The 18,698-nt window shown below is 73.0% G+C and carries 18 protein-coding genes; 4 read left to right on the top strand and 14 right to left on the bottom strand.

Features of this window, described 5'->3' with window-relative positions:
- The first annotated feature begins 27 nt into the window (after positions 1-27).
- The 3 genes from GNZ18_RS10090 (at position 28) to GNZ18_RS10080 (ending at position 3,075) form a co-directional block, all read left to right on the top strand.
- Complete coding sequence (locus GNZ18_RS10090; RefSeq protein WP_156215971.1) at positions 28-1,968, top strand: sensor histidine kinase; 1,941 nt, start codon at positions 28-30, stop codon at positions 1,966-1,968.
- Positions 1,965-2,636, top strand: coding sequence for a response regulator (locus GNZ18_RS10085; protein WP_214617248.1), 672 nt, complete (start codon positions 1,965-1,967; stop codon positions 2,634-2,636). Before GNZ18_RS10090 ends, GNZ18_RS10085 begins: the two co-directional genes overlap by 4 nt.
- A gap of 115 nt (positions 2,637-2,751) precedes the next feature.
- Positions 2,752-3,075, top strand: a complete 324-nt coding sequence (locus tag GNZ18_RS10080; protein WP_156215970.1) for a hypothetical protein — start codon at positions 2,752-2,754, stop codon at positions 3,073-3,075.
- A gap of 60 nt (positions 3,076-3,135) precedes the next feature.
- On the opposite strand, the gene GNZ18_RS10075 is transcribed toward GNZ18_RS10080, so the two are convergent.
- Both GNZ18_RS10075 and GNZ18_RS10070 read right to left on the bottom strand, forming a co-directional pair.
- Positions 3,136-3,831, bottom strand: a complete 696-nt coding sequence (locus GNZ18_RS10075) for a hypothetical protein (RefSeq protein ID WP_156215969.1) — start codon at positions 3,829-3,831, stop codon at positions 3,136-3,138.
- On the bottom strand, positions 3,831-4,232 hold the full coding sequence (locus GNZ18_RS10070) for a PadR family transcriptional regulator (protein ID WP_156215968.1): 402 nt from the start codon (positions 4,230-4,232) through the stop codon (positions 3,831-3,833). Before GNZ18_RS10070 ends, GNZ18_RS10075 begins: the two co-directional genes overlap by 1 nt.
- A 177-nt stretch (positions 4,233-4,409) precedes the next feature.
- Here GNZ18_RS10070 and GNZ18_RS10065 point away from each other — a divergent pair, with 177 nt between their 5' ends.
- Positions 4,410-4,637 (top strand): hypothetical protein, encoded by a 228-nt coding sequence (locus GNZ18_RS10065; protein ID WP_156215967.1) that lies wholly within the window; start codon positions 4,410-4,412, stop codon positions 4,635-4,637.
- 15 nt (positions 4,638-4,652) lie between these two features.
- Here GNZ18_RS10065 and GNZ18_RS10060 read toward each other — a convergent pair whose 3' ends face one another.
- The 12 genes from GNZ18_RS10060 to GNZ18_RS10005 form a co-directional block, all read right to left on the bottom strand.
- Positions 4,653-5,462, bottom strand: coding sequence for an L-threonylcarbamoyladenylate synthase (locus GNZ18_RS10060; protein ID WP_173390716.1), 810 nt, complete (start codon positions 5,460-5,462; stop codon positions 4,653-4,655).
- 117 nt (positions 5,463-5,579) lie between these two features.
- On the bottom strand, positions 5,580-6,440 hold the full coding sequence (gene prmC / locus GNZ18_RS10055; RefSeq protein WP_156215965.1) for a peptide chain release factor N(5)-glutamine methyltransferase: 861 nt from the start codon (positions 6,438-6,440) through the stop codon (positions 5,580-5,582).
- Positions 6,437-7,498, bottom strand: a complete 1,062-nt coding sequence (prfA, locus tag GNZ18_RS10050; protein ID WP_214617252.1) for a peptide chain release factor 1 — start codon at positions 7,496-7,498, stop codon at positions 6,437-6,439. The genes prmC and prfA overlap by 4 nt, the downstream gene beginning before the upstream one ends.
- Before the next feature lie 108 nt (positions 7,499-7,606).
- Positions 7,607-7,825 (bottom strand): 50S ribosomal protein L31, encoded by a 219-nt coding sequence (gene rpmE / locus GNZ18_RS10045; protein WP_021598595.1) that lies wholly within the window; start codon positions 7,823-7,825, stop codon positions 7,607-7,609.
- Between the two features lie 183 nt (positions 7,826-8,008).
- Entirely contained in the window at positions 8,009-8,662 is a 654-nt protein-coding gene (locus GNZ18_RS10040; RefSeq protein ID WP_156215964.1) for a response regulator transcription factor, read from the bottom strand.
- A gap of 115 nt (positions 8,663-8,777) precedes the next feature.
- Positions 8,778-10,178, bottom strand: a complete 1,401-nt coding sequence (locus GNZ18_RS10035; RefSeq protein ID WP_312874410.1) for a sensor histidine kinase — start codon at positions 10,176-10,178, stop codon at positions 8,778-8,780.
- A gap of 329 nt (positions 10,179-10,507) precedes the next feature.
- Positions 10,508-12,655: a transcription termination factor Rho gene (gene rho, locus GNZ18_RS10030; RefSeq protein WP_312874409.1), complete on the bottom strand. Its 2,148-nt coding sequence runs from the start codon at positions 12,653-12,655 to the stop codon at positions 10,508-10,510.
- 454 nt (positions 12,656-13,109) lie between these two features.
- A complete protein-coding gene (thrB, locus tag GNZ18_RS10025) occupies positions 13,110-14,063 on the bottom strand; it encodes a homoserine kinase (RefSeq protein ID WP_156215962.1) in 954 nt (317 codons plus the stop codon).
- Between the two features lie 115 nt (positions 14,064-14,178).
- Complete coding sequence (gene thrC / locus GNZ18_RS10020; protein ID WP_214617255.1) at positions 14,179-15,246, bottom strand: threonine synthase; 1,068 nt, start codon at positions 15,244-15,246, stop codon at positions 14,179-14,181.
- Between the two features lie 58 nt (positions 15,247-15,304).
- Complete coding sequence (locus GNZ18_RS10015; RefSeq protein WP_214617487.1) at positions 15,305-16,591, bottom strand: homoserine dehydrogenase; 1,287 nt, start codon at positions 16,589-16,591, stop codon at positions 15,305-15,307.
- Positions 16,592-16,614: 23 nt separating this feature from the next.
- Complete coding sequence (gene lysA / locus GNZ18_RS10010) at positions 16,615-18,003, bottom strand: diaminopimelate decarboxylase (RefSeq protein WP_156215961.1); 1,389 nt, start codon at positions 18,001-18,003, stop codon at positions 16,615-16,617.
- Positions 18,000-18,680: a DALR anticodon-binding domain-containing protein gene (locus GNZ18_RS10005; protein WP_216651227.1), complete on the bottom strand. Its 681-nt coding sequence runs from the start codon at positions 18,678-18,680 to the stop codon at positions 18,000-18,002. Before GNZ18_RS10005 ends, lysA begins: the two co-directional genes overlap by 4 nt.
- Between the last annotated feature and the right edge of the window lie 18 nt (positions 18,681-18,698).

Genomic DNA, 18,698 nt, shown 5'->3' with positions numbered 1-18,698 from the left:
GAATCCGCATTCCCGTAAGGTCATCCTGTGGGGGCGGATCAGGAACGCGGGCGCCGGCCGCGCGCCGCCGACTGGGGTGTGCCGCTACTGCTCGTGTGCGCCGAACTCACCGCCATCTGGCTGCTCGCCGACAAGAGCGGCGAACCGCTCGGGCGGGCCCGCTGGGCCGGCGCCGGGGCCGCGGTCGCGCTGGCGGCGACGACGCTGATATGGCGCCGGGTCGCCCCATGGCCGGTCCTGGTGGCGACGGTGCTGCTCAGCGCATTCGGCATCGTGGTGGCAGGCGACACGGACGCGCCGGCGGGCGGGATGGCCGACGGTGTCGCGCTCTACTCGCTGGCCGTGTCCCGGGCCCGGCGGCAGGCGGTCATCGGCTGCCTGCTGGCCTTGTCCGTCGCCTTCGCCGCCGATCTGCCCGAGTCGCGGGAGCCGGGCGAGCTGGTGTCCAACGGTGTGTTGGACTCCGTCTGCTACCTGGGCATCCTCGCGTTCGGCCAGTTGCGGCGGCAGCGCGAGGCCGTGCGCCGGAGCCGACTGGCCAAGATCAGACGGGAGCACCGGCACGCCGCCGAGGCGGAACGCGAGCGCCTCGCCCGGGACCTGCACGACGTCGCGGGCCACCACCTCAGCGCGGTCGTCGTGCACAGCGGCGCCGCCGCCCGCGCCGGCGACCCGAAGCTGATCCGCCAGGCCCTCGCGGTCGCCGCCGAGACGGGACGCGAGGTGCTGACGTCACTGAGCCGCCTGGTGGACGCGGTGAGCCCGCAGGCCGAGGGCGGCGGCGGGCTGAGGGAGCTGCTTCCGCAGCTGTGCCAGGGGCTGAACCGGCTCGGCGTCCCCGTGACGCTGACCGTGGAGGGGAGGGCGCGCAAGCTGCCCGCCGAGGTCACCACGGCTTCGTACCGGATCGTCCAGGAGTCCCTCACCAACGTCATGCGCTACGGCTCCGGCGGCCCGGTCCGGGTGACCGTCCGCTACCTTCCCGGGGCGGTGGAGTTGGCCGTCGAGAACGAGATGCTCGCGGGCGTCAGGGCCGTCCCGTCCTTCGGCACCGGGCGGGGCATCGACGGCATGCGGGAGCGGGCGTCCCGGCTCGGCGGCGACCTCGGCGCGGGACCGGCCCCCGAAGGCGGTTGGCTGGTGACCGCCCGGCTCCCGGCGACGACCGCGTCCGATCACGGCACCGGATGGCCGGAGATCCTGGACGCGGTGACGATCGCCTTCTGCGCGGCCCCACCCGCGCTCGGCCTCGTCCCGCCGGAACCGCTCGCGTCGGGATGGCCGGTCGGCTGGGTGGCGCTGATCGCGGCGGCGCTGGCCGTCCGCAGCGCCCTCCTGTGGTGGCGGCGCCGCGCTCCGTATGCCGCGTTGTCGGCGCTCACCGCCGTGGACGCGGTCCTGATGGTGGTGGCCGCGCTGTGGTCCGTTGATGCCCTGGTGCTGTTCGTCCTCGGCTGCCCGGCACAGCTGGTCGCGGTCTACTCGGTCGCGTGCTACGGACGAGCCGTCCCGCGGACCTGGCATGCGCCGCTCCTCGCCACGCTTCCCTGGGGTATCGGCCTGGGAACGGCGCTGGCGGCCGACCCGGAGGTCGCGGCGGACGGCGCGGGGCCCGCCCCCTTCCTCTTCGGGTTCGCCGTCGCCTGCCTGGTCACCGTCCCCTTCACGGCGGCGGTGTGGGCCTGGGGCACGGCGGTCGCGACCAGGAGCCGCCGCTGGGAGACCACCGCGCTGGACGCCGCGTCCGCCCGGACGGGCGAGGTCGTCCACGCCGAACGGACCCGCGTCGCGGCGGGGCTCAGCGGTACCGTGCTGGATCGCACGGCCCGGCTGACCCGGGCCGCCGAGAGGGGCCTCGCCGGCGGCGACCGCGACGCGCGAGCGGCGCTCGACGTGGTCGCCGGACAGGCGCGAGCCGCTCTCACCGACATGCGCGGCCTGCTGGAGTCGCTGGAGGAGAAGGCGTGAGCATCCGGGTCCTGGTGGTGGACGACCAGGCCGTCGTCCGGGTGGGGTTCGCGGCGATCGTCGACGGCGAGCCCGACATGGAGGTCGTCGGCCAGGCGGGGGACGGCGCCGAGGCGCTGCGGTTGGAGCCCGAACTGCTGCCCGACGTGGTGCTGATGGACATCCGGATGGGCGGCATGGGCGGGTTGACGGCAACCGCGGAACTGGCCGCCCGCCGGTCGTCCGCGCGAGTGCTGGTGCTCACCACCTTCCATCGCGACGAGTACGTCTACGGCGCGCTGCGCGCCGGGGCGTCCGGCTTCCTGCTCAAGGACTGCGACCCGCAGGAGCTCGTGGACGCCATCCGGACCGTCGCCGGGGGCGAGGCGCTCCTCGCGCCCACCGTGACGCGACGCCTCATCGACGCGTTCGCCGCCGGCGAGGTCATCGCGCCGCCGGCCGGTGACGCACGGCTGGAACTGCTCACCCGCCGCGAGCGCGACGTCCTGCTCCACGTGGCCCGCGGACTCAGCAACACCGAGGTCGGCGCGGCGCTCGATATCGGCACCGCCACCGTCAAGACCCACGTCAACGCGATCCTCGGCAAGCTCGACCTGCGGGACCGGGTCCAGGCCACGATCTTCGCCTACGACGCCGGGCTCGTCCGTCCCGGAGACCGCCCGTCCTGACCGGCGCCGCCGGCCGCCTCCACCCCAGGGTCGACCCGCGGCCTATCGGAGGGTCGAGGAGGCTCCCTCCCCCGGCAGGACGCGCCGGGGGGCACGGGCGCGGTTCCCTTGACTCATGACGCAGGAGGAAACAAGGCCGGGCCCCGGCGAGCGGGCCGACGAGAAGGCGGCCGCTCAGGAGGGGGAACCGGAGGACGGATTCGACACGTCCTGGATCCCGCCCGCCGTCCTCTTCCTGGCGGCCAAGGGGGCACGGGCCATCGACGACGAGGGCTTGTGGGGTTGGACGGCCATGGGGCTCGGCCTTCTCGCGGCGGCCGTCAGCGTGGCGGTGATCGTGCGGGCCGTCCACCGGCGGGCGTACGAAACGTTGATCACCGGGGTCGTGGGGGTGGCGTTCATGGCGGCCGTCGCCTACGCCAAACACGACCTCCTCTGACCGGGCGGCACGACCTCTCGACGGCCCGCCATCCCGCCGCGCCACCGCCGACCAGGCGGGTCAGAGGAGCAACGCGCGCCGCGTCGACTCGGCGGGGCCCGGTGCCGGGCGGGAGCGGCGGACTATCGCCGTGCGGGCCGCTCCGGCGGCGGCGACCACGGCGGCGAACGGGACCGCGATCTCGGTCAGCACCACCCCGAGGCCGTAGGGGTAGTTCCAGTGCCGGGCCACCAGGGCGGTGGAGGCCGCGGCGCCGAGCGCGATCAGGGGCAGCAGCACGGCGAGGACGCGCACGGTGGCCCCGCGCGCCGCGTCGGCGTGGAACCTGAGGACGGCGGAGGCCGCGGCGAGGGCGCCCGCCCAGGTGGCCACCGCGCTGACCGCGAAGAGCAGGGCGACCAGCCAGTTCGGCGAGTGGATGCCCTCGGGGTCGCGTCCGACGACCTGCGCCAGGTCGGCGCTGGCCAGGCCGAACACCGCGAACATCCCGGCGAAGGGGCCCGGCAGCACGCCGAGCAGGACCGCGAGCATGAGGCGGCCCGTCCGGTACCGTAGGGGCACCGCGCCCCGCTCCGAGGCCCACGCGCGGGCGAAGCCGGTCGGGTCGCCGCCGACGAACGACTGCGGGTCCCGGCCGTCCCGCCGCGCGGCGTCGAGGTCGGCCGCGAGTTCGGCGGCCATCTCGGCGGCGTCCTCGCGGGAGACGCCGATGCGCCGCCAGGTGCGCCTGCACTGCCCCACCACGTCGCGTGGCATCACGATTCCCCTTCCCTGGCCCCGCCGCCATCGCCGGGGACGAGCGTTCGCGCCGGCTCGGCCACGCGGGCGAGGACGGCCTGGACACCATCGGTGAGCAGCGCCCACTCCCGCGACCACGCGGTGAGCGCCGCGCGGCCCTCCCCGGTCGGGCGGTAGTACTTGCGCGCGGGGCCGCCGTCGCCCTCGACGAGGTAGGACTCCACCAGCCCCTCGCGTTGCAGCCGTCCGAGAGCGGGGTAGATCGACCCCTCCGCGACGGCGTCCAGCCCGGCGGCGCGCAGCCGCTGCACCATCTCGTACCCGTAGGCCGGCGCGTCCGCGACCACGGCGAGCAGGCACAGGTCGAGCGCGCCGCGCAGCCACTGGCTCCGGCGGCGGCCGGCATCCGACACTGTCATGCACCGCATGATAGGCCGACACTGCCTTGCGAAGCAAGGTAGCTGGTCAAGCAAGGGTCCAGCCGGAGGACACGGGATCGTTCAAGGCGCCCGCGAACCCCGTCCGGTGCGCTGCCTTTGATCCATGGGCCGTGACGAGCGGGACGGCGCCGAGGAGCCGGCGGGGAGGTCGCGGCCGTGCTCTTCAGGGCGGCGCGCGGCGTCCACGCGATCGGCGAGGACGGCGTGCGGCGGTGGACGGCCCTCGGCCTGGCGGGGACCGGCCTGGCGGGGATCGGGGCGGCCGCGAGCGTGGCGGTGATCGTGGCGGCGGTCCGGCGGCGCGCCTACGGGACGCTCATGGCCATCGCCGCGGCCGCGGCGTCCGTCGGGGCCGTCGCCTACGGCACCGGCGATCTTCGCTGACGGCGCGGGCGGGGACTACTCGGCCGGGGTGTCCTTGGTCAGGGACGGCTTGGCGGCGGGGGCGTCGCCCTCGGGCTCCTCGCCCGCGGGAGTGGTCGGCTCGTCCGCGGGCGCGGGCTTGGTGAGGGAGGGCTTGGCCTCGGACGCGGCGGACGGCGCCTCAGCGGCGCCCTCAGCGGCGTCCTCGGCGCTCTCCTCCTCGGGGGCGTCGTCGTCGGTCAGCAGGACGCCGACCACCGAGCGGATCTTCTCCTCGGAGATCGCGCCGGCGCGCAGCAGGCGCGGGACCGAGCCGGTCAGGTCGACGATCGTGGACGCTTCGGAGTGGCCGGACGGGCCGCCGTCGAGGTAGACCGAGACCGAGTCGCCGAGCATCTTCTCCGCCTCGGCGGCGGTGCGCGCGGCGGGCTGCCCGCTCAGGTTGGCGCTGCTGACCGCGAGGGGGCCGGTCTCCTTGAGGAGTTCGACGGCCAGTTCGTGCATCGGCATGCGCAGCGCGACCGTGCCCTTGGTCTCGCCGAGGTCCCACATGAGGTTCGGGTTCGCGCGGCAGATGAGCGTGAGGGCGCCCGGCCAGAACTCGTCGATCAGGTCCTGCCCGTAGGTGCCGAGATCCTCCACCAGGGCGGTCGCGGCGCGGACGGAGCCGACCAGGACGGGCGGCGGCATCTCGCGGCCCCGGCCCTTGGCGTCGAGCAGGGCCTCCACGGCGGGCGGCATGAACGCGTCGACGCCGACGCCGTACACGGTGTCGGTCGGCAGGACGACCAGCTCCCCGCGCCGCGCGGCCGCGAACGCCTCGGCGATCCCGCGGGTACGCTCCATCGGCTCGGAACAGTCATAACGTCGGCTCACGGTCGCCCGTCTTCCCATCTGCGCGGCGCTCGTCGGTACGGCACGCCCCAGGATATCCGTGCTCGCGCGCCGAGCGCGCCCCCGAGGTCAGTCGGATCGCAGGCGGGCGGTGACGAACCGGTCGCGGTTGGTCAGATCGCGCCGGTTGCGGACGTCCCGCCAGCCGTTCTCCTCCGCGAAGATCCAGTACACGCCGTTGCCCTGGAGGTCGCTGTGCTCGACCGCCGCGTACCCGCCCGGCCGCAGGAGGCGGCGCGCGGTGCGCTCCACGACCCGGATCGCGTCCAGGCCGTCGTCGCCGCCGCCCCACAGCGCGTCGGCGGGATCGTGGTCGCGCACGTCGGGCGGCACGTACTCCCACTCGCTCATGGGGATGTAGGGCGGGTTGCTGACGACGAGGTCGACGGTGCCGTCCAGCTCGGTGAGCGCGGCGCCGAAGTCGTCCAGGTGCAGGCGGACGCGGCCGCGCTCGTCCAGCTCCTCGATGTTGCGGGTGGCGTGCACGAACGCGGTGGGGTCCTTCTCCACCGCGTGGACGCGCGCGCGGGGCGCCTCCAGCGCGATCGACAGCGCGATGGCGCCCGAGCCCGTGCCGAGGTCGACGACGAGGGGGTCGCGGACGTCCATGTCGCGGAGCGTCTCCAGCGCCCACCCGACCATCACCTCCGTCTCCGGACGGGGGACGAACACTCCCGGGCCGACCTTCAGCTCCAGGTAGCGGAAGAACGCACGGCCCGTGATGTGCTGCAACGGCTCGCCGGCCTCGCGCCGCGCGACGAACTCCCAGAACCGCGCGTCGAACGAGCTGTCGGGGACGCCGTGCAGCTCCGAGCGCTTCACGCCGTGCACGGCCGCCGCCAGCTCCTCGGCGTCCGCACGCGGGGAGGCGGCCCCGGCGTCGGCGAGCCGCGCCGTGGCCCTGGCGATCTCGTCGAGCAGCAGTTTCATGATCCTTGGGCTTCGGCCAGCCGGCGTTCCATGTCGGCGTCGACCAGCGCCTGGGTCACGTTGTGCAGGTCGCCGTCCAGCACCTGGTCGAGGTTGTAGGCCTTGTAGCCGACGCGGTGGTCGGAGATCCGGTTCTCGGGATAGTTGTAGGTGCGCACCCGTTCGGACCGGTCGACGGTGCGGACCTGGCTCTTGCGCTCGGCCGAGGCCGCCGCGTCCGCCTCCTCCTGCGCCATCGCCAGCAGCCGGGACCGCAGGATCCGCAGCGCCTGCTCCTTGTTCTGGAGCTGGCTCTTCTCGTTCTGGCACGAGACGACGACGCCGGTGGGCTGGTGGGTGATGCGCACGGCGGAGTCGGTGGTGTTCACGCTCTGGCCGCCGGGGCCGGACGAGCGGTACACGTCGATCCGCAGGTCGTTCGGGTCGATCTGGACGTCCACGTCCTCGGCCTCGGGCGTCACCAGCACCCCGACGGCGCTGGTGTGGATGCGCCCCTGGGACTCGGTGGCGGGAACGCGCTGCACCCGGTGGACGCCGCCCTCGAACTTCAGCCGCGTCCAGGCGCCGTCCTCCTGGCCCTTCGCCTTCACCGCGACCGTGACGTCCTTGTATCCGCCCAGGTCGGACGGATGGGAGTCGAGGACCTCGGTCTTCCAGCCGACGCGCTCGGCGTAGCGCAGGTACATCCGGAGCAGGTCGCCGGCGAACAGCGCGGACTCCTCGCCGCCCTCCCCCGCCTTGACCTCCAGGATGACGTCCTTGTCGTCGTTCGGGTCGCGCGGGACGAGCAGCCGCCGCAGCCGCTCCTCCAGGTCCTCCTGGCGCCGCTCCAGCTCGCCCGCCTCGACGGCGAACGCCTCGTCCTCACCGGCCAGCTCGCGCGCGGCGGCGAGGTCGTCCCCGGTGGAGGACAGCTCGCGGTAGGTCTCGACGATGGGCCGCAGCTCCGCGTAGCGCTTGCCGAGCTTGCGCGCCAGGTTCTGGTCGGCGTGGACGGACGGGTCGGCGAGCCGTCCCTCGATGCCGACGTATTCGCTGATCAGTTCGTCGAGATTCACGGTGTGTCCTGGCCCGTCCCGGCCCCCGAGCCCGGGTGCCGACTCCGAACGGCCCGGGAACCTGGAGAGTCCCCGGGCCGTCCCTGTGGTCGCGGTGCGGCGCTCGTCCTACTTGCCGGCCTTCTTCTTGCCGAAGCGCTGCTCGAAGCGCGCCACCCGGCCGCCGGTGTCGAGGATCTTCTGCTTGCCCGTGTAGAACGGGTGGCAGTTGGAGCACACGTCGGCGTGGATCACGCCGTTCTCGGCGGTGCTCCGGGTCTCGAAGGTGTTGCCGCACGTACACGTCACGGTCGTGACGACGTAGTTCGGGTGAATGTCCGGCTTCATGGACTCTCTCCTCGCTCGGGCGGTCGCCGGGCGCCCCCGACCCACATGGCGGCGCCATGGGAGATGTGGGAAGCGTGAACCGGTACCGCAGCGGTTGCACTCCAAGTGTGCCAGATACCCGAACGTGCCGAGGTCACCGGTCATTCCCGATCTTGCCCGCCGGCCTCGCGGCGGCCCGCCGGATCAGACGTCGGCGCGGCCCAGATACGCCAGAACGGCCATGACGCGGCGGTGCCCGCCCTGCGCGGGCTGGAGGTCCAGCTTCATGAAGATATTGGAGATGTGCTTCTCCACGGCCCCCTCGGTGACGACCAGGTCGCCCGCGATGGCGCCGTTGGAGCGTCCCTGCGCCATCAGCCCGAGGACCTCTTGCTCGCGCGGCGTCAGCGCCTTCAGCGGGTCGCCGGTGCGGCGCCGTCCGAGGAGCTGGCCGATGACCTCCGGGTCGATGACCGTGCCGCCCGCCGCGATCCTGCGGACCGCGTCGATGAACTCGGCGACGTCCGACACCCGCTCCTTCAGCAGGTAGCCGACGCCCTCGGCGCCGCCGCCGATCAGGTCCGTCGCGTACCGCTCCTCCACGTACTGCGACAGGACGAGGATCGGCGTCCCGGGCCTGCGCTCCCGCACCGCCAGCGCCGCCCGCAGCCCCTCGTCGGTGAAGGAGGGCGGCATCCGCACGTCCACGATCGCGAGGTCGGGCCTGTGCTCGTCGACGATGCCGAGCAGGCCGGGCCCGTCCCCGACCGTCGCCGCGGTCTCGATCCCCGCGTCCTCAAGCAGCCGGACGAGCCCTTCCCGCAACAGCACCGAGTCCTCGGCGATCACAACCCGCATGCGCCCCATTATCGGGCCTCACCGCCCCGCCCGGCCCCGCGACGGGAAAGGCCGCCGGACGTCCTCCCCCCGAAGGACGTCCGGCGGCCGGGGGCGGGTCGCGGAAAACCGGGTCCTACCAGGTGCAGGGAAGGTCGGCGCGGATGATGGTGGGGCCGCCGGGAGGGCTGTCGACGATCAGCATGCCGTCGATGGTCGCGGCGCGGTCGGCCAGGCCGGACAGCCCGCCCTCGGGACGCGCCGTGGCGCCGCCGACGCCGTTGTCGATCACCTCGACGACGACCCAGGCGTCCTCGCGGGCGACGCGGACGGAGGCGCGGGTCGCGCGGGCGTACTTGGCGATGTTGGCCAGGGACTCGGCGACGATGAAGTAGGCGATGCTCTCGACGGCCGCGGGCGGGCGCTCCGGCAGGTCGACGTCGACCTCGACGGGGACGGGGGCGCGGGCCGCGAGGCCCGAAAGGGCCGGGTCGAGGCCGCGGTCGGTGAGGATCGCCGGGTAGATGCCGCGGGCGAGGTCGCGCAGCTCGGAGATCGCCTCCTTGGTGCCCGAGTGCGCCTGCTCGATGAGGGCGCGGGCGCCGTCGGGGTCGTCCTCCAGCTTGGCGCGGGCGCGTCCGATGTCCATCGCGACGGCCAGCAGCCGCTGCTGCGCGCCGTCGTGCAGGTCGCGCTCGATGCGGCGCCGCTCGAACTCGGCCGCGTCCACGCCGCGCGCCCGGCTGGCCTGGAGGTGCGCCGTCCGCTCCCTGAGCTGCCTGTTCTCGGCCTGGGACCTGCTCAGCCCGAGGAGCGCCTTGGCCGCCACGGCGTGGCCGATGGCCAGCACGCGGGTCGCGTAGATCGCCAGCAGGAGGAAGACGAGCCCGCCCGCGCAGATGGGGATGGCCTCGACCGGGTTGCCCGCCCAGTACGAGACGGGCCCGAGGTTGACCTCCACGCCGCCGTCGTCGTCCAGCGCGATGATCAGCGGCATGAACAGCATCGTGATCGTCCCCGCCCAGACCACCGCCGAGACCGCGAACTCGATCAGCGTGATGGGGAACAGCAGGCCCAGGTAGAGCAGGTCCTTCCAGGTGGCGGGGTCGGCCGCCATGGTCCTCAGCTTCTTGAGCGGGTTGAGGCCCGGGGGCAGCCGCCGGTAGGGGCTCGGGATCGAGACCCCGAACGCGGCCCGGACCAGGCCGCGCTCCAGCACCGCGCCGAACCGCCACGCGATCATCATCATCGCCAGCAGCGGCAGCCCCACCCAGATGATCATCAGGGCGAGCGAGAGCGAGAGGCCCACGACCAGGACGACGAACCAGCCGAGCCCGAAGACCAGGCTGACGGCGAGATAGAGGGCCGACCGCCATGTCAGCGACGAGGTGACCATGGCGAGCGGGCTCCAGCCGCCGTCCATGACGCCGCCGGTGAAGCCCTTCGCCACGCCGTCGCCGACGCGCGCGGCGGCCCTGCGCGCCCCGCCCCGCACCGCGCCCGTCGGGGTGCCGGAGTCCCTGCTCAGCTCGCCCACGTCGTCCCTCCGTGCCGTTCAACCGTATGCCTCAAGACTGCCGGTCACGCCGCCTGACCACCATGAAGTCCTCCGCCGCTTTCATGGTGGGGTTAGCCCCACCATGCCCCCTGGGGCGGCACGCGGGCCGAACGCGTCCGGAACGCTCCAACGAGGCGCGCTCCCACCGGGGCCCCGAAGCGGACGGACGTGCCGTCCGGCCCCGGCGTGCTCCAACGGCGAGCGCCCCCGTCCGGCGAGGCGGACGGGGGCGCTCGGCGAGCCGTGCCGCGCGCCCGCACCGTGCGGGTGCGGGCGCGCGGGCGGATGCTCGGCGGTCGTGCGAAGGGTCAGCGGTCGTCGGAGACCGTGGTCTTCTGGACCTGGAGCAGGAACTCGGCGTTGGACTTGGTCTCCTTCATCTTCTCGATGAGCAGTTCCAAGGCCTGCTGGGTGTCGAGCGCGTGCAGCACCCGGCGGAGCTGCCAGACGACCCGCAGCTCCTCCGGCGCCATGAGGATCTCCTCCTTGCGGGTGCTGGACTGGTCGACGTCCACCGCCGGGAAGATGCGCTTGTCGGCCAGCGACCGGTTGAGCTTGAGCTCCATGTTGCCGGTGCCCTTGAACTCCTCGAAGATGACCTCGTCCATGCGGGACCCGGTCTCCACCAGCGCGGTGGCGAGGATCGTCAGCGAGCCGCCGTTCTCGATGTTGCGCGCCGCGCCGAAGAACCGCTTGGGCGGGTACAGCGCGGTCGAGTCGACACCACCGGACAGGATGCGTCCGGACGCGGGCGCCGCCAGGTTGTACGCGCGGCCGAGACGGGTGATCGAGTCGAGCAGCACGACGACGTCGTGGCCCAGCTCCACCAGCCGCTTGGCACGCTCGATGGCCAGCTCGGCGACCGTGGTGTGGTCCTCGGCGGGACGGTCGAAGGTCGAGTGGATGACCTCGCCCTTCACCGTCCGCTGCATGTCGGTGACCTCTTCCGGACGCTCGTCCACCAGGACGACCATCAGGTGGCACTCCGGGTTGTTCTTGGTGATCGCGTTGGCGATCGCCTGGAGCACCATGGTCTTGCCCGCCTTGGGCGGCGACACGATCAGCCCGCGCTGGCCCTTGCCGATCGGCGACACCAGGTCGATGATCCGCGTGGTCAGGATGCCGGGGTCGGACTCCAGCCGCAGCCGCTCCTGCGGGTACAGCGGGGTCAGCTTGCTGAAGTCGACGCGGCCCTTGGCCTGGTCGGGCTCCATGCCGTTGACGGTGTCGAGCCGGACGAGCGCGTTGAACTTCTCGCGCCGCTCGCCCTCGCGCGCCTGCCGGACGGCGCCGGTGATGACGTCGCCCTTGCGCAGCCCGTTCTTGCGGACCTGCGCGAGCGAGACGTACACGTCGTTGGGCCCGGGCAGGTAGCCGGTGGTGCGCACGAACGCGTAGTTGTCGAGGATGTCGAGGATGCCCGCGACCGGGATCAGGACGTCGTCCTCGGTGATCACCGGCTCCTCGAAGCGGTCGCGCCCGCCGCGGCCCCGGTTGCGCTCGCGGAACCGGCGCCCGCGCCGTCCCCTGCCGCCGCTCTCGTCGTCGTCGTTCTGGCCGCCGCCCTGGCTCTGGCCGCGCTGGCGGCCGCCCTGGTCGCCGCGGTCGCCGCGGTCGCTCCGGTCGCCCCGGTCATTGCGGTCGCCGCGCTCGCTCCGGTCGCCGCGGTCCCCCCGCTCGCGGGCCTCGCCGCGCTCACGGCCGCGGCCGCGCTGGCGTCCGCCGCCCTCGCGGCCCTCACGGCCGCCGTCGCGTCCGCCGCCTTGGGACTCGCCGTCCTCGGCGCCCCCCTGCGCGGCGGCGGGCTCGCGGTGCCGGTCGCCGCGCTCGCCCCGGTCGGAGGTCCCCCGGTCCTGCCGGTCGTTGCCCGACCGCGCGCCCTGGCGGCCGCCCTGCCGCTCCTCGCGCCCGGCCCGCTCGGGCTTGTCGGACGCCTTCTCCGCGGCCTTGTCGGAGGCCGGGGCGGTCTGCGTCTGGTTCTGGGACTGGGCCGCCGGTGCCTGCGTCTGCGCCTGGACGGGCTGATCGGCCGGGGCGGCCTGCGCGGCCGGCGTGCTCTGCTCGGCCGCCGGGGCGGCCTCGGCGATCGTGACCTGGTCGTCGGAGACCTGCTTGGCGGCCGTGGAACGGGTCCGCCGGGTGCGCTCGGTCTTCACCGTGGCAGCGGCTCCCTGCTCCCCCGCCGAGCCCTGCGCCTGGCCGCCCTGCTTCTCCTGGATGGCGGCGATGAGCTGGCTCTTGCGCATCCCGGTGGTACCGGTGATGCCGAGGCTGGACGCGAGCGCCTTGAGCTCGGGCAGCACCATGGCCGAGAGGCCGGTGCCCTGCCGGCGGCGCCGGGGGGTGGCGGCGGGCTCCGCGGTGGGCGCCGCGGTGGGCGCCGCTCCGGCCGGGGCGGCGTCGGCCGCGGGTGGCGTGCTGGATGCGTCCGTAAGGAGTTCGCTGGATTCGCTCACTAAGGGTCCTTCCCAGGGAGCGGGCGTTGGCCGGCGTTCGGCCAGTCAACCCGGTGGTGCGGCCCGGCGGGGGCGCCGAGTCGGGCTCCGCTGATCACGATGGCACCGCGATCGGCGGGTTCTGGGTACAGCCAGATGGTGGTCGGGACGGTTCGCTCGTGCGCGACCCCCGTCACCGCCACGTCCGAAGTTTCGCTGGAATGCCTGACAACGGGATGTCACGGTGTCGGGGAGCCTGGTACGCGGGACCGACACGACCGGAGGGCCGAACAGGCGACGCGCGGCTGACGAGCACGCTGCCCCGAACGGGGCATCTGGTGCGGCATTCAGCCTAACATCACCAGGGCACACTGCTATTCCCCAGAGGTCGATGTCTTCGCATTTTACCTAGCTGGATCTTGCCGGATCCCACACCGGCCGGAGCGGCGCGGCGGCTCCGCCCCCGGAGCCGGCGTCAGTGCCGGACCTGTGCCTCACCGGCCATGACACGGGCGCCACGGGTCGCGACGTCCAACGGGTGTTCGTGCCACCCATTACCCACTTCCGGGCCCATCGAATCAACTTGTGATGCGGTTGTGAAGGCCAGGACAGTAGGCCCCGCCCCGGAAATCACTGCCGGCACACCAGCCGCACGCAGACGCGCGACGAGTGCGGCCGAGTCCGGCATGGCGGGGGCGCGGTAGTCCTGGTGGAGGCGGTCCTCGGTCGCGTCCAGGAGCACCGTGGGATCGAGCCCGGCGGTGAGCGCGGCGATGAGCAGCGCGGCGCGTCCGGCGTTCGCGGCGGCGTCGCCGTGCGGGACGGTTTCCGGCAGCAGTCCCCGCGCGCGCTCGGTGGCGAGGCGCTGCTCGGGGACGAACGCGATGACGTGTCCGACGCGCGACTTCAACCGGACGAGCCTCGGGCCCGCCGCACCCGTCCACGCGATTGTGAGACCGCCCGCGAGGCAAGGCGCGACATTGTCGGGATGCCCCTCGTGCTCCGTCGCGAGACGGAACGCGCCCTCGTCGCCGAGGAGTTTCCCACCGGGATGCAGCGCGCGCGCCGCGACGATACCGGCGACTATCGCGGCCGAGGACGATCCGAGGCCGCGGCTGTGCGGGATCCGGTTGCGGCACCGCAGCCGGATGCCTTTCGGCTGCCCCATGATGGGCGCGCCTTCCGCCGCGGAGAGTTCGTCCAGTACGTCGAAGGTATGGCGCAGCACTTTCACGATGAGGTGCCGCTCGCCCCGGTCGGCGACCTCGGCGCCCTCGCCGTCCACCTCGATGGACAACTCCTCGCCGGTGACCGCGACCTCGACGTCGTCGAAGAGCGACAGCGCGAGCCCGAGCGAGTCGAAACCCGGGCCCAGGTTGGCGCTGGTGGCCGGTGTGCGCACCAGGACCGGATCGTTCGGCCAGCTCATCGCCGCCCCTTCGCAGTGAAGCCTCGCGGTAGAACGGCGCGACCGCCGCCACCGAAAATGGAGACCGCCTTGACGACGTTCGAAACACGCCTTCAGGCCGCCCTGGCGCGGGCCCTCAGGTGAGCCCCAGGGCGGACGCCGCGGCGTGCGCGTCGACCTTGACGACGGTCGGGGCGGGCGCGCCGGAGATGGCCCAGTCGGGGTCCTTGAGGCCGTTGCCCGTCACCGTGCACACGACCCGCGCGCCGGGCTCGACCACGCCGCGCTCGCTCGCCTGGAGCAGCCCCGCCACGCTCGCGGCGGACGCGGGCTCCACGAACACGCCCTCCTCCCTGGCCAGCAGCCGGTAGGCGGCCAGGATCTGCCGGTCGGTGACGGAGTCGATCGCGCCGCCCGACTCGTCGCGCGCGGCGATCGCCAGGTTCCAGGACGCGGGGTTGCCGATCCGGATGGCGGTCGCGATGGTCTGCGGCTTCAGGACGGGTTCGCCCTTCACGAAGGGGGCCGCGCCGCTCGCCTGGAAGCCGAGCATCCGGGGCGTCCGGGTGGAGGCGCTGTCGGCCGCGTACTCCTTGTAGCCCATCCAGTAGGCGGAGATGTTGCCCGCGTTCCCCACGGGGAGGCAGTGCACGTCCGGCGCGTCGCCCAGCGCGTCCACGATTTCGAACGCGGCGGTCTTCTGCCCCTGGAGGCGGTACTTGTTGACGGAGTTGACCAGCGCCACCGGGTAGTCGATCGCCAGTTTCTGGGCGAGTTCCAGGCAGTCGTCGAAGTTGCCGTCCACCTGGAGGAGCCGGGCGCCGTGCACCAGGGCCTGCGCGAGCTTGCCCATGGCGATCTTGCCGTTCGGGACGAGGACCGCACAGGTCATCCCGGCCCGCACCGCGTACGCGGCGGCCGAGGCCGAGGTGTTCCCCGTGGACGCGCAGATGACCGCCTTGGCGCCGTCCTCGGCGGCCTTGCTGATCGCCACCGTCATCCCGCGGTCCTTGAAGGAACCGGTGGGATTGGCGCCCTCCACCTTGAGGTACACCTCGCAGCCGGTCAGCTGCGAGATCCGGTTCGCCTGGAGAAGCGGCGTGCCACCCTCCAGCAGGGTGACGACGGGTGTCGCCTCCGTCACCGGCAGGCGGTCGCGGTACTCCTGGATCAGGCCACGCCACACCCGAGCGTTCGCGTTCACGTCGTTCTCCTTGATGACCTGCGATGTCGTGCGGAATTCTACCGGGGTGACCTCGCAGTCACTCCTCGCCCTCGACCCGCATGACGCTCGCGACCTCGCGGACCATCTCCAGCCCGCGCAGCACCTCCACCGTCGCCGACAGCGCCGCGTCCGGCGCGCGGTGGGTCACCACGACCAGCTGCGCCTCCTCGCCCAGCCCCACCTGGCGGACGGCCTGGATCGACACGCCGTGCCGGGCGAACTCCTCCGCGACCGTCGCGAGGACGCCGGCCTCGTCCGCGACGTCCAGCTGGATGTAGTAGCGGGTGACCGTCTCCCCCATGGGCAGGACGGGGAGCTTCGCGTAGGTGACCTCGACCGGTCCGGGCGTGCCGCCGACGACGTTGCGCGCGACCGCGACCAGGTCGCCCAGGATCGCGGACGCCGTGGGCGCTCCCCCGGCGCCCGCCCCATAGAACATGAGCGATCCGGCCGATTCCGCCTCTACGAACACCGCGTTGTACGCCTCGCGGACACTCGCCAGGGGATGCGACCGGGGGATCATCGCCGGGTAGACGCGCACGGATACGCCGCGTCCGTTCCGTCCGCCCTCGGAGGGGACGCGCTCGCAGATGGCCAGGAGCTTGACGACGCAGTCCATGCCCTTGGCGCCGGCCACGTCGGCGGCGCTCACCTCGGTGATGCCCTCGCGGTGGACGTCCGCGGCGCCCACCGGGGTGTGGAAGGCGAGCTGCGCGAGGATCGCCGCCTTGGCCGCCGCGTCGAAACCCTCCACGTCGGCCGTCGGGTCCGCTTCCGCGTACCCGAGCGCCTGGGCCTCCTCCAGGGCGTCGTTGAACCCGGCGCCGTGGGTGTCCATCTGGTCGAGGATGTAGTTGGTCGTGCCGTTCACGATGCCCAGCACCCGGTGGACGTGGTCCCCGACCAACGACTCCCTCAGCGGACGCAGCAGAGGGATGGCCCCCGCCACGGACGCCTCGTAGTAGAGGTCGGCCCCGTACTCCCGGGCCGCCGCGAACAGCGTGGCGCCGTCCTCGGCGAGCAGCGCCTTGTTGGCGGTGATGACCGACTTGCCGGTCTTCATCGCCTCCAGCATCAGCGTCCTGGCCGGCTCGATCCCGCCGATGACCTCGATCACGATGTCGACGTCGTCCCTGGTCACCAGCCCCTGGGCGTCGGTCGTCAGCAGCTCCTCCGGGACGCCGGCGCGGACCTTGTCGGGACGGCGCACCGCGATCCCCGCCAGCTCCAGCGGAGCCCCGACGCGCGCGGCCAGATCGACGGCCTGCTCGCGCAGCAGCCGGACGACCTCCGTGCCGACGACGCCACATCCGAGCAGCGCCACCCGCAGCGGGCCACGTTCGGGTTTCACGCTTCGACCTCCGCATCGAGCCGCAGCAGGTCCTCCACGCCCTCCCGGCGGACGATCACGCGCGACCTGCCGTCCCGGACCGCCACGACGGCGGGCTTCGGGACGTGGTTGTAGTTACTGGCCATCGATCGACAGTACGCACCGGTCGCCGCCACCGCCACCAGGTCGCCCGCCGCAAGATCTGCGGGCAGCCACAGGTCGCGCACCACAATGTCCCCGCTTTCGCAGTGCTTGCCGACAAGCCTGCTGAGCATCGGCGGCGCGTCCGAGGTCCGGCTCGCCAGGACGGCGGTGTACTCGGCGCCGTACAGCGCGGTGCGGAGGTTGTCGCTCATCCCGCCGTCCACGGACACGTACGTCCGCAGGCCCTCGACGTCCTTGACCGTCCCGACCTCGTACAGCGTCACTCCCCCCGGCCCCACGATCGCCCGTCCCGGCTCGACGGTCAGCCGGGGCATCGCGAGCCCGTACGCCCGGCACTCGCGCGCCACGATGCCTCTCAGGCCGTCCGCGATGGCCTTGGGGTCGTGCGGCTCCTCGCCCGGGACATAGGCGATCCCGTACCCGCCCCCGAGGTCCAGCTCCGGCAGCTCGACGCCGTGCTCGTCCCTGATCGCGACGAGCAGCTCCGCGAGCCGGTGCGCCGCGACCTCGAAACCGTCCACGTCGAAGATCTGCGACCCGATGTGGCTGTGCAGCCCCACCAGTTCCAACTGCGGAAGGCGCAGAACCCTCCGCACGGCCTCCAGCGCCGCCCCGGAACTCCTGGAGAACCCGAACTTCTGGTCGTCGTGAGCGGTCGCGATGAACTCATGGGTGTGCGCCTCCACACCGGTGGTGACGCGCACCATCACCTTGGGCCGCGCCCCATGCTGCTGGGCCAGATATCCCAGTCGCGCTATCTCCTCGAACGAATCCAGGACGATCCGTCCGACGCCGACCTCCAGCGCCCGCTCCAGCTCCCAGGACGCCTTGTTGCTGCCGTGCAACGTGATGCGCTCCGTGGGGAAGCCCGCCGCCAACGCGACCGCGAGCTCACCGCCGCTGCACACGTCCAGCCCCAGCCCTTCCGCGTCCAGCCACCTGGCCACGGCCGTGCAGAGGAACGCCTTGCCCGCGTAGTGGACGTCGCCGTCATGGAACGCGGTCGCGTAGTCCCGCGCCCGGCTCCGCACGTCGTCCTCGTCATAGACGAACAGGGGCGTCCCGTACTCCCGGGCCAGGTCCCTCACGTCGATGCCGCCCAGGGTGACGGCGCCGTCCCGTCCGGCGTTGCGCGGCCAGATGTGCGGGTCCAGGGCGTTCAGGTCGTCCGCGGGACCAGCGGGGTGGTCCTCGGGCAGGACGTCGGCATGCCGGGGCCCGGCAGGGTGAACTCGACTCATATCCGCTCTCTTGGGGTCTCACCGATCATGTTCAGGCCGTTGCCGAGGGCGATGCGCGCGGCCTCTGCCAAACTGACGCGTCCCGCATGCACCGCCCCGGGTTTCTCGTCGCCCCTGGGAAGAGCCGGACACCGCTCGTGCACATCGTGGTACGCCCCGGCCACTCTCTCCAGGCACAACACCAGCGGCCCCGCGTCCCGTTCCCGCTCGGCCTGCGCCGCCCGCCCGGGAACGTCCCCCAGGGCCGTCACCAACCCCAACTCCTCAGGAGCCCCGCCCCTGAACACACCCCGCGACACTCCAACGTCCCGCGCCCAACGCCCCACCCAGCAAGCCCGCGCGTACGCGTAGCGCACCGAGAACCCAGGGTTGGCGAACGTCCTGGGCCACTCACTCCACCCACCACCCGGAACCCGCGCGACCCCGAAGCCCGGCTCGCGCAGAACCCCGTCCACCAACGCCTCGACCGCGACCTCGACCCGCACGAACCCGCGCCCGCTGACGGCCCCCCCGACCCGCCGCGCGATCACCTGGGGATCCACACCCAGCCGCAGGGCCACAGGACTCTCGAAAACCCCGGCGCCCACAGAGAAAACGGTGACGTCCTCAGGCACGGCGACATCAAGCTCCCCCTGCGCCACGGCATCCCGAACCGCGGCCACAAGGGCATCGCTCACACCGGCTGGAGTCACTCT

This window comes from Actinomadura litoris, assembly GCF_009733595.1.
Lineage (GTDB): Bacteria > Actinomycetota > Actinomycetes > Streptosporangiales > Streptosporangiaceae > Spirillospora > Spirillospora litoris.
The sequence above is the reverse complement of the archived record's forward strand: the minus strand, read 5'-3'. Positions and strand labels throughout refer to the sequence as shown.